This window comes from Pararhodobacter sp. (assembly GCF_034676075.1).
Taxonomy (GTDB): Bacteria; Pseudomonadota; Alphaproteobacteria; order Rhodobacterales; family Rhodobacteraceae; genus Pararhodobacter.
In genome coordinates this window covers 1-8,970 of record NZ_JAUCCQ010000153.1, presented here as the reverse complement: position 1 = coordinate 8,970, position 8,970 = coordinate 1, and the positions used below count along the sequence as shown (strand labels likewise).

The window sequence follows — 8,970 nt, the reverse complement described above, 5'->3', positions numbered from 1 at the left end:
CTCTCCGCGGCGGGAGGCGCGCGGGGTGGGCGGGTGGGAGCGTGCCTCCCGCCGCCGGGCGCGACGCGACGACACCCCTCTGCCCCCGATTGCATAGAAACCGCAAAGGCGTCACACTCCTCGATAAATCGCGCCGAAATGCGCAGGGAGGACACCTATGACCCGTCAATTCGCCAACGCCGCGGACCGCGACGCCATCGAGGCTGAACAGCCCTGGGAGGCGCGTGACGTCCCGGCGACCGTCTATGACCAGCTGACCCGCACCGCCCGCGCCCATGGCACGCGCAAGGCGATCAGCTTCCAGATGTTCTCGGACGACGGCGCCAAGGCGGAAACCCTGACCTGGAACGAGTTCCTCGCCCAGGTGACGCGCGCCGCCAACCTGTTCCGCAGCCTCGGCGTCAAGGAGGGCGAGACCATCGCCTATATCCTGCCGACGGTAAACGAGACCGCTGTCACGCTGCTGGGCGCGATGACTGCGGGGATCGTCAACCCGATCAACCCGCTTCTGGAGGCCGAGAAGATCGCCGGCATCCTGCGCGAGACCAATGCCAAGGTCGTCGTCACTCTGCGCGCCTTCCCCAAATCCGACGTGGCCCAGAAAGTGGCCGAGGCCCTGCGCCACGCGCCCAACGTCAAGACCGTGCTGGAGGTCGATCTGCTGCATTACCTCAGCGGGGTGAAGAAGCTGATCGTGCCGCTGGTCCGGCCCAAGAACCCGGTGCACCACAATGCCCGCGTTCTCAGCTTCTACCGCGAAATGCAGAAGCAACCCGCCGACCGGCTGACCTTCGCCCAGGCCACGGGCGATGCGGTCTGCGCCTATTTCCACACCGGCGGCACCACCGGCCTGCCCAAGGTGGCGCAGCACCGCCATTCCGGCGTCCTCTACAACGGCTGGCTGGGCGCGAGCCTGCTGATGTCGGAAGAGGACGTCGTCCTCTGCCCGCTGCCGCTGTTCCACGTCTTCGCCGCCTATCCGATCCTGATGTCGGTGGTGACGGCCGGCGCCCATATGGTCATGCCGACCCCGGCGGGCTATCGCGGCGATGGCGTCTTCGACAATTTCTGGAAGCTGGTCGAGCGCTGGCAGGTGACCTTCATCATCACCGTGCCGACCGCCTTGTCGGCGCTGATGCAGCGGCCGGTCAATGCCAATATTTCCACCTTGAAGAGCGGTTTCTCCGGCTCGGCTCCGCTGCCGATAGAACTTTACCGCCGTTTCGAGGAAGCGACCGGCGTCGCCATCGTCGAGGGTTACGGGCTGACCGAGGCCACCTGCCTCGTGTCCTGCAACCCGGTCGACGGGCAGAAGAAGGTGGGCTCGGTCGGGATCCCCTTCCCCTACACGAACTGCCGCATCCTGCATCATGGCGCCGATGGCACCGTCACCAAGGAATGCGCGACGGATGAGGTGGGCGAGATCTGCATCTCGAACCCCGGGGTGATCCCGGGTTCGACCTATACCGAGACGGCCAAGAACAACGGCCTCTACGCCGATGGCAAATGGCTGCGCACCGGCGACCTCGGGCGGATCGATGCGGACGGCTATCTGTGGATCACCGGCCGGGCCAAGGATCTGATCATCCGCGGCGGGCATAACATCGACCCGGCGATGATCGAGGAGGCGCTGCTCAGCCATCCGGCGGTCGGTTTCGCCGGGGCCATCGGCCAGCCCGACGCCAAGGCGGGCGAACTGCCCTGCGCCTATGTCGAGCTGGTGGCGGGCAAGAGCGTGACACCCCGCGAACTGGCCGAGCATGCCGCCAACCGCATCCCCGAGCGCGCCGCCGTGCCGAAGCACGTGGAGATCCTGGCCGAACTCCCGAAGACCGCGGTCGGCAAGGTCTTCAAGCCCGACCTGCGGCGCATGGCCATCACCCGGGTCTTCGACGAAACGCTGAAGGAGGCCAAGCTCGACGCCTCGGTCGCCGAGGTGATCGAAGACAAGAAGCGCGGGCTGGTGGCGACGATCCGCACCGGCGAGGGCGTCGATCAGGCGAAACTGACCGAGGTTCTGGGCGAATTCGCCGTGCAGTGGGACAAGATCTGACCCGGGACCTGCCTCGGGCGCAGGCGCTGGCCGTCCGTCAGGCGGCGGTCAGCTGCGCCCCGTCGTGCCCGGCGATCCGGGCGGGGACGATGGCGCCGACTGGCTGGTCCTGAGCGAAACTCACCTCGGTGAATTGCTCGGTCCGGCCCATGCGGGGGTTTTCCATCAACACCTGATGCTGGCGGCCGATCTGCGCCGCCAGATGCGCCACCGCCAGTTCCTCGCCCAGGGACCGCAGCCTTGCGGCGCGTTCCTTGATCAGGGGTTTCGCCACCTGCGGCATCCGCGCGGCGGGGGTGCCCTTTCGGGGGGAATAGGGGAAGACATGCAGCCAGGTCAGGCCGCAGTCCTTCACCATGGCCAAAGTGTTGGCGAACATCTCGTCGGTTTCGGTCGGGAACCCGGCGATGATGTCGGCGCCATAGATCAGGTCGGGGCGGGCGCGGCGCATGTCCTCGCAGAAGCGGATCGCGTCGTCCCTCAGGTGCCGGCGCTTCATCCGCTTCAGGATCATGTCGTCGCCCGCCTGAAGGCTCAGGTGCAGATGCGGCATCAGCCGGGGCTCGGCGGCAATCGCCTCGATCAGCGCCGGATCGGCCTCGACCGAATCGATGGAGGAGATCCTGAGCCGCGGCAGATCCGGCACCAGCTTGAGGATCCGCCGCACCAGATCGCCCAGCTTCGGCTCGGCCGGCAGGTCGGCGCCCCAGGAGGTGAGGTCCACCCCGGTCAGCACGACTTCGTTGTAGCCCGCGCCGACCAGCCGCTTGATCTGTTCGACCACCACGCCTGCGGGGACCGACCGCGAATTGCCGCGCCCGTAAGGAATAATGCAGAAGGTACAGCGGTGGTCGCAACCGTTCTGCACCTGCACATAGGCCCGCGCCCGCGTCCCGAACCCGTCGATCAGATGCCCGGCGGTTTCCTTGACCGACAGGATGTCATCGACCTGCACGCGCTCGGTCTCGCCGATCAGATCGGGGGCGAGGCCCTTCCAGGTCTCGGCCTGCATCTTCTCGTGGTTGCCGATGACGCGGGTCACTTCCGGCATCTCGGCGAAGGTCTCGGGCTCGGTCTGGGCGGCGCAGCCGGTGACGATGATCGTGGCGCCCGGGTTCTCGCGCGCGATGCGGCGGATCTCCTGACGGGCCTTGCGCACCGCCTCGGCCGTCACGGCGCAGGTGTTCACCACATGCGCATTCGCAACGCCGGCCTGCGCCGCCAGATCCTTCATCGCCTCCGTCTCATAGGCGTTGAGGCGGCAGCCCAGCGTGGTGAAGACCGGCGCGCTCACAGCGTGGCCAGAAAATCGGCGGGGATCGTGGCGGTGAAGACCTCGGCCACCGGGCCGGTCAGCCAGACGCCGTTGTCCTGCCAATCGACCTCGAGCCGCCCGCCGTCCAGATCCAGCACCACCTGCCGCCCGGTCAGCCCCCGCAAAGCCGAGGCCACCGCCGCTGCGCAGGCGCCCGAGCCGCAGGCCAAAGTGACGCCCGCGCCGCGTTCCCAGACCCGCATGCGCAGATGGTCCTCGCCCAGCAGGCTGATGAATTCGACATTGGTGCGCTGGGGGAAGAGCGGGTCATGCTCGACCGCGCGCCCTTGCTCTTCCAGCGGGACGGCATCCGCGTCATGGGTCAGGAAGACGCAATGCGGATTGCCCATGCCGACACCGACAGGATCGCCCGGCAGCGGCAGATGCAGCGTGTCCTGCGGACCGGACAGCGGGATCTCGCGCCAGTCGGTTAGCGGCGCCCCCATGTTGACCCAGACCCGGCCATTGCGCAGCACCGCTTCCAGAAGCCCGCGCTCGGTGCGGATGGTCAGCCGGTCGCGCCCGGTCTCGCGCAGGACCAGCCAGGCGACGCAGCGGGTCGCGTTGCCACAGGCGCCCGCCCGGCTGCCGTCCGAGTTCCAGAAATCGAGGGCGAAATCGGCCTCGGGATCGTCGTGCAACTCGGCCAGCTGGTCGAAGCCCACGCCCCGGTGCCGGTCGCCCAGCCTCTTGGCCAGCGCCGGTGTCGTCACCCGGGACCGGCCACGCGAATCGATGACCACGAAGTCGTTTCCGGCTCCGTGCATCTTGCGGAAGGTGAGGGGTTCGGCCGAGGGTGTCATGCGCGGGCATATAGGCGAAAACCTTGCGCCCTTCCAGTGGGAGCACGGGAATGCGGATCGCGATCTACGGGGCGGGGCTGATCGGGGCCTATGTCGGCGGGCGACTGGCGGCGGCGGGGGGCGATGTGGTGCTGATCGGCCGGGCCCGGAGCCGCGCGGCATTGGCGGGCGGGCTCACGCTGACCGACTACCGGGGCGCGCGGATGACCACCGGCCCCCTGCCCTTTGCCGAGGGGCCGGAGGGCGCGTCGGGGGCCGATCTGGTGCTTATCTGCGTGAAGTCACAGGCCAGTGCCTCGGTCGCCCGCGACCTGCGCCCGCATCTGGCCCCGGGGGCGCTGGTCGTCAGCCTGCAGAACGGCGTCAGTAACGCCGCGGTGCTGGCCGAGGGGCTGGGCCGCCCGGTCCTGCCCGGCATGGTCGGCTTCAACGTCGCCGAACAGGGGCCGGGGCATTTCCATCAAGGCTCGCAGGGCGGATTGCATATGGGGGTGGATCCGCGCCTGCCGCTGGATCTGTTCGCCCGGGCCGGGTTGCCGCTGACGCTGCATGCCGAGATGGCGCCGGTCCTCTGGGCCAAGCTGCTGATGAACCTCAACAACGCGGTGAATGCGCTGTCGGGGCTGCCCCTGCGTGAGGAACTGGCCACCCGGGATTTCCGCCGCTGCCTGGCGCTGGCGCAGGAGGAATTGCTGGCGCTTTGCGCCGAGGCCGGTCAGCCGCTAGCCCGCCTGACGCCCCTGCCCGCGGGCTTCCTGCCGAAGGTGCTGCGCCTGCCCGATCCGCTGTTCCGCCTGATCGCCGGCAACATGCTGAAGATCGACCCGCTGGCGCGCTCGTCGATGGCCGACGATCTGGCGCTGGGGCGCCCGCCGGAACTGGACGCCATCAACGGCGAGGTGGCGCGGCTCGCGGCACGCCTGAACCGGGAGGCCCCGATCAACGCCCGCCTGACCCAACTGGTGGAAGACGCCACAACCACAGCCGACCGCTGGTCAGGCGAGGCGCTGCTGGCCGACTTGCAGCGGGCGCGTGCCGGTTAAGACACGGATCGGACAGGAAAACAGGGAGAGCCTGGAGGCGGGTACCGGAATCGAACCGGTCTTCACGGATTTGCAATCCGCTGCGTAACCTCTCCGCCAACCCGCCGTTGCCCGAGGCCCCCCTGCTTTAGCCGCTTCGCCCCATGGGTGCAAGAGGGCGTCAGGCGCCCCAGACACGGCGCAGGAAGGCCAGCCAGTTGCCGTGGCAGAGCTTCTCGATCAGCGCGGCGCCGAAGCCCGCGCGCTCCATGGCGGCGATCAGCGCCGGGAGGTCGGCGGCGCTGGCCATACCTTGCGGCAGCGGCGCCCCGTCGAAATCCGAGCCGAGGCCCACGTGATCCTCGCCCGCCCCCTCGATCATCGCCTCCAGCTGACGCAGGCAATCGTCGAGGCTGGCGCGGCCGGTCTTCCAGCCCTCGGGCGAGAGGAAGACGGTCGCGTAGTTCAGCCCCGCCATGCCGCCCGTGGCCCCGATCGCGCGAAGCTGCGGCGCGGTCAGGTTGCGGGTCGCGGGGCAGAGGTCCCAGGCGTTGGAATGGGTGGCGACCAGCGGCAGGCCCATGTCGCCGATCTCCCAGAAGCCCTTCATCGTCAGGTGGCTGGTGTCGACGACGATCCCCAGTTCTGCGCAGCGGGCGATCAGGCGGCGGCCGTCCGCGGTCAGGCCCGGGCCGGTGTCGCCGTCGCGGTCATAGCCGAAGGGCACGCCCTCGCCCCAGATCGTCGGCCGCGACCAGACGGGACCCAGCGAGCGCAGGCCCATCCCGTGCAGCGCGTCCAGCACCAGCAGTTCCGGGTCGATGCATTCGGCGCCTTCCAGATGCAGGACAGCGGCGATGTCGCCCGCCGCCATCGCCGCCTCGATTCCCGCCACATCGGTGCAGAGCCGGATCAGACCCGCGGCCTGCAGGCGCCGGGCGATGCCGACCTCGGCCATCACCGATTGCAGCGCGGCATTCTGCTCCATCGGGCGTGAGAGCGGCATGGTGCCGCCCCGGAAACCCGAGAAATCGAAGGCCCGGCGGGTCTGCGGCGAATAGAGCGCGAAGAGCCCGCCAGCGAAACCGCCTGCCCGGGCCGACGGGGCCGAGATATGCCCCTCGTCGCGGGCAAAGCGCTGCACCGGATCGCCGCCCGCGCACCACAGGCGGCTGAGCACATCGTTATGTCCGTCGAAAACCTGCATGGCGCCTCCTTGGTCGGCCTGAGCCTAGGGGCTGGGGCGGGAAAGGAAAAGCGCCTCCTGTCAGCGCGGGCGCGACGCGACGGGATGCTTTTGCCGGACTTGCGTTGCTGCTAGCGTCGGCGGTCACAAGAACAGGAGTTGCCCATGACCGTGCATATCGGTGCCAAACCCGGAGACATCGCCCCCACCGTTCTGCTGCCGGGCGATCCCTATCGCGCGCGCTGGGCGGCGGAGACCTTTCTGGAGAATCCGCGGCTGGTGAACGAGGTGCGCGGCATGCTGGGCTATACCGGCACCTGGCAGGGTCATCCGGTGACCATCCATGGTTCGGGCATGGGGATGCCCTCGATCTCGATCTACGCCAATGAGCTGATCCGCGATTACGGCGCACAGACGCTGATCCGCGTGGGGTCCGCCGGGGCGATGCAGGAGCGGGTCAAGATCCGCGACGTGGTGCTGGCGCAGACGGCGACCACGCTGTCCACCCCCTCGCGCGGGATCTTCCGCGAGATCAACTTCGCCCCCTCGGCCGATTTCGGCCTGCTGGCGGCGGCGCATCGCGTGGCGACGGCCAAGGGCATCGCCACGCATGTCGGCAATATCTATTCCTCGGACGTGTTCTATGACGAACGCCCCGATCTCAACGAGATCATGGCGCGTCACGGCGTGCTCTGCGTCGAGATGGAGGCGGCCGAGCTTTACAACCTCTGCGCCCGGCATGGGGTGCGGGGGCTGGCGGTGCTGACCATCTCGGACCATCTGATCACGCATGAGGCTCTGCCCGCCTCGGACCGGCAAAGCTCGTTCGGCGAGATGATCGAGATCGCGCTGGGCGCGGCCTTTTCCTGAGACAGGGCGCGGTGAGCCCGGCCGCGATCCGTGAGGAACCCTTCGCCCTGGGTCCGCCCGGGGCGGTGTTGCGCGGGTGTCTGGCCCTGCCGCCCGAGCCCGCGCTGGTGGTCACGATCAACGGCGCGACCGGGGTGCCTGCGCGGTTTTACCAGCCCTTCGCCCGCTGGCTGGCGGCGGAACGCAACGCCGCCGTGCTGACCTGGGATTACCGGGATTTCGGGGCCTCGGGCGCGCCTTACCGCTCGCCCGCCTGCATGACGGATTGGGTGCTGCACGATCCGGTGACGGTGCGCCAGGCGCTCAGGGCGCGGTTCCCGGGCCAGCCGCTCTGGCTGATCGGTCATTCGCTGGGCGGCATCGCCGCGGGGTTTCAGGCGGATATCGGCGATCTGGACCGGGTGATTACCGTCGCCGCCGGGCACGGCCATATCAGCGACCACCCGCCGGGGATGCGCATCCGGGCCTCGCTGCTGTGGTACCTGCTGGGGCCAGTGAGCACCGCCGCGCTGGGCTATCTGCCCGCGCGCTGGCTGGGGTTGGGGCTGGACCTGCCGAAGGGGGTCTTCTGGCAATGGAGGCGCTGGTTGCTGGACAGGGGCGGGCCGCCCGCCGACCCGGCGCTGGGAGGCCTCAGGCGCCCCGGGATCACCGGGCCGCTGACCATGATCGCCCTGTCAGATGACACGATGCTGCCGCCCGCCTCGGTCGAGCGGATGCGGGCCTGGCACCCGGGGGCCGAGATCGACTATCGGCTGATCCGGCCGGGCGACGCGGGCCTTGCCGCCATCGGCCATATCCAGGCCTTCCACAGTCGCAACGCAGTGCTCTGGCCGCGGCTGATCGCCTAGCCCAGCGCCGCCAGCACCTGCGCGGGGGCCGAATCCGGGGCCAGATCCCTGAGCGGCCAGAGCATCAGCGACAGGCCGCTGGGCGCGGTGATGCCATAGGGCTCGCTGAGCCGTCCCTGCGCCAGCGCCGCCTCGGCCAGGGGGCGGGCGATGACCAGCAGGCCCGCGCCATTCGCCGCTTCCTCCAGCGCCAGCGCCGCCGAGCCATGCACCGGCCCGCGCGGGCGGAAGCCGGGAATGCCCGCGGCCTCGACCCAGGGCGTCCAGTCGCCTGCGGGTCCGGCTAGGCTGAGGGTCAGAGCCGGGTCCAGCGTGGCGAGCGGGGGCGCGGCGTCGGGGGCGGAAACGGCGATCAGCGGCGCCTCGGGTCCCGAGCCCGGCAGCAGGAACAGCCCCAGATCGGCCAGCCCTCGCGCCGCCTCGGGCGCCTCGACCGGGACCGGCACCACCTGAAAGCCCGCGCGGCGCAGCCGGGGCAGCCGGGGCGAAAGCCAGAGCTGCGCCAGATCGGCCGTTGTCGCGATCCGCACCAGACCCGGCGCGGCCTCGCCCTCGAGCCGCTGCATGGCGGCGTCCAGTTGGCGGAAGGCGCGGGTGAAATCGGGCAGCACCCGGGCGCCCAGATCGGTCAGGGCCACGCCCCGCGGGTGACGCTCGAACAGTGCGGCGCCGAGCGATTGTTCCAGGGTTTTCAGATGGGCGGTGACGGCGGCCGGGGTGACGCCCAGCTCGCGGGCGGCAGGCGTAAAACCGCCCAGCCTCCCGGCGGCTTCGAAGGCACGCAACGCTGTGAGCGGCGGCAGTTTCGGGCGCGGGGGCTGGGCGGCCATTTGCTTGATATTTTCTTGCCTAAGTTTTTCTTAGCCTAAT

The 8,970-nt window shown here is 69.4% G+C and carries 8 protein-coding genes and 1 tRNA gene; 4 read left to right on the top strand and 5 right to left on the bottom strand.

What is annotated here, in order from left to right; genetic code table 11:
* Positions 1 to 157 precede the first annotated feature (157 nt).
* A complete protein-coding gene (locus VDQ18_RS21605) occupies positions 158 to 2,053 on the top strand; it encodes an acyl-CoA synthetase (RefSeq protein WP_323022934.1) in 1,896 nt (631 codons plus the stop codon).
* Positions 2,054 to 2,090: 37 nt separating this feature from the next.
* On the opposite strand, the gene mtaB is transcribed toward VDQ18_RS21605, so the two are convergent.
* Entirely contained in the window at positions 2,091 to 3,347 is a 1,257-nt protein-coding gene (mtaB, locus tag VDQ18_RS21600) for a tRNA (N(6)-L-threonylcarbamoyladenosine(37)-C(2))-methylthiotransferase MtaB (RefSeq protein ID WP_323022933.1), read from the bottom strand.
* Positions 3,344 to 4,171, bottom strand: coding sequence for a diaminopimelate epimerase (dapF, locus tag VDQ18_RS21595; RefSeq protein WP_323022932.1), 828 nt, complete (start codon positions 4,169 to 4,171; stop codon positions 3,344 to 3,346). The genes mtaB and dapF overlap by 4 nt, the downstream gene beginning before the upstream one ends.
* 50 nt (positions 4,172 to 4,221) lie before the next feature.
* Here dapF and VDQ18_RS21590 point away from each other — a divergent pair, with 50 nt between their 5' ends.
* Positions 4,222 to 5,214: a 2-dehydropantoate 2-reductase gene (locus VDQ18_RS21590; protein WP_323022931.1), complete on the top strand. Its 993-nt coding sequence runs from the start codon at positions 4,222 to 4,224 to the stop codon at positions 5,212 to 5,214.
* 32 nt (positions 5,215 to 5,246) lie between these two features.
* Here VDQ18_RS21590 and VDQ18_RS21585 read toward each other — a convergent pair.
* Together VDQ18_RS21585 and VDQ18_RS21580 are read right to left on the bottom strand one after the other, a co-directional pair.
* Positions 5,247 to 5,320, bottom strand: a tRNA-Cys gene (locus tag VDQ18_RS21585).
* A 54-nt stretch (positions 5,321 to 5,374) separates the two neighbouring features.
* Positions 5,375 to 6,400 (bottom strand): dipeptidase, encoded by a 1,026-nt coding sequence (locus tag VDQ18_RS21580; protein WP_323022930.1) that lies wholly within the window; start codon positions 6,398 to 6,400, stop codon positions 5,375 to 5,377.
* A gap of 144 nt (positions 6,401 to 6,544) precedes the next feature.
* On the opposite strand from VDQ18_RS21580, the gene deoD reads away from it, so the two are divergent.
* Together deoD and VDQ18_RS21570 are read left to right on the top strand one after the other, a co-directional pair.
* Positions 6,545 to 7,249, top strand: a complete 705-nt coding sequence (deoD, locus tag VDQ18_RS21575; RefSeq protein ID WP_323022929.1) for a purine-nucleoside phosphorylase — start codon at positions 6,545 to 6,547, stop codon at positions 7,247 to 7,249.
* 11 nt (positions 7,250 to 7,260) lie between these two features.
* On the top strand, positions 7,261 to 8,100 hold the full coding sequence (locus VDQ18_RS21570) for a serine aminopeptidase domain-containing protein (RefSeq protein WP_323022928.1): 840 nt from the start codon (positions 7,261 to 7,263) through the stop codon (positions 8,098 to 8,100).
* On the opposite strand, the gene VDQ18_RS21565 is transcribed toward VDQ18_RS21570, so the two are convergent.
* On the bottom strand, positions 8,097 to 8,930 hold the full coding sequence (locus VDQ18_RS21565) for a LysR family transcriptional regulator (protein WP_323022927.1): 834 nt from the start codon (positions 8,928 to 8,930) through the stop codon (positions 8,097 to 8,099). The genes VDQ18_RS21570 and VDQ18_RS21565 overlap by 4 nt on opposite strands.
* Between the last annotated feature and the right edge of the window lie 40 nt (positions 8,931 to 8,970).

Bases quoted from the DNA above. Each gene is read 5' to 3' on its own strand.
- VDQ18_RS21605 (WP_323022934.1), top strand. From the start codon at position 158: ATGACCCGTCAATTCGCCAACGCCGCGGACCGCGACGCCATCGAGGCT.
- dapF (WP_323022932.1), bottom strand. From the start codon at position 4,171: ATGACACCCTCGGCCGAACCCCTCACCTTCCGCAAGATGCACGGAGCC.
- VDQ18_RS21590 (WP_323022931.1), top strand. From the start codon at position 4,222: ATGCGGATCGCGATCTACGGGGCGGGGCTGATCGGGGCCTATGTCGGC.
- VDQ18_RS21580 (WP_323022930.1), bottom strand. From the start codon at position 6,400: ATGCAGGTTTTCGACGGACATAACGATGTGCTCAGCCGCCTGTGGTGC.
- deoD (WP_323022929.1), top strand. From the start codon at position 6,545: ATGACCGTGCATATCGGTGCCAAACCCGGAGACATCGCCCCCACCGTT.
- VDQ18_RS21565 (WP_323022927.1), bottom strand. From the start codon at position 8,930: ATGGCCGCCCAGCCCCCGCGCCCGAAACTGCCGCCGCTCACAGCGTTG.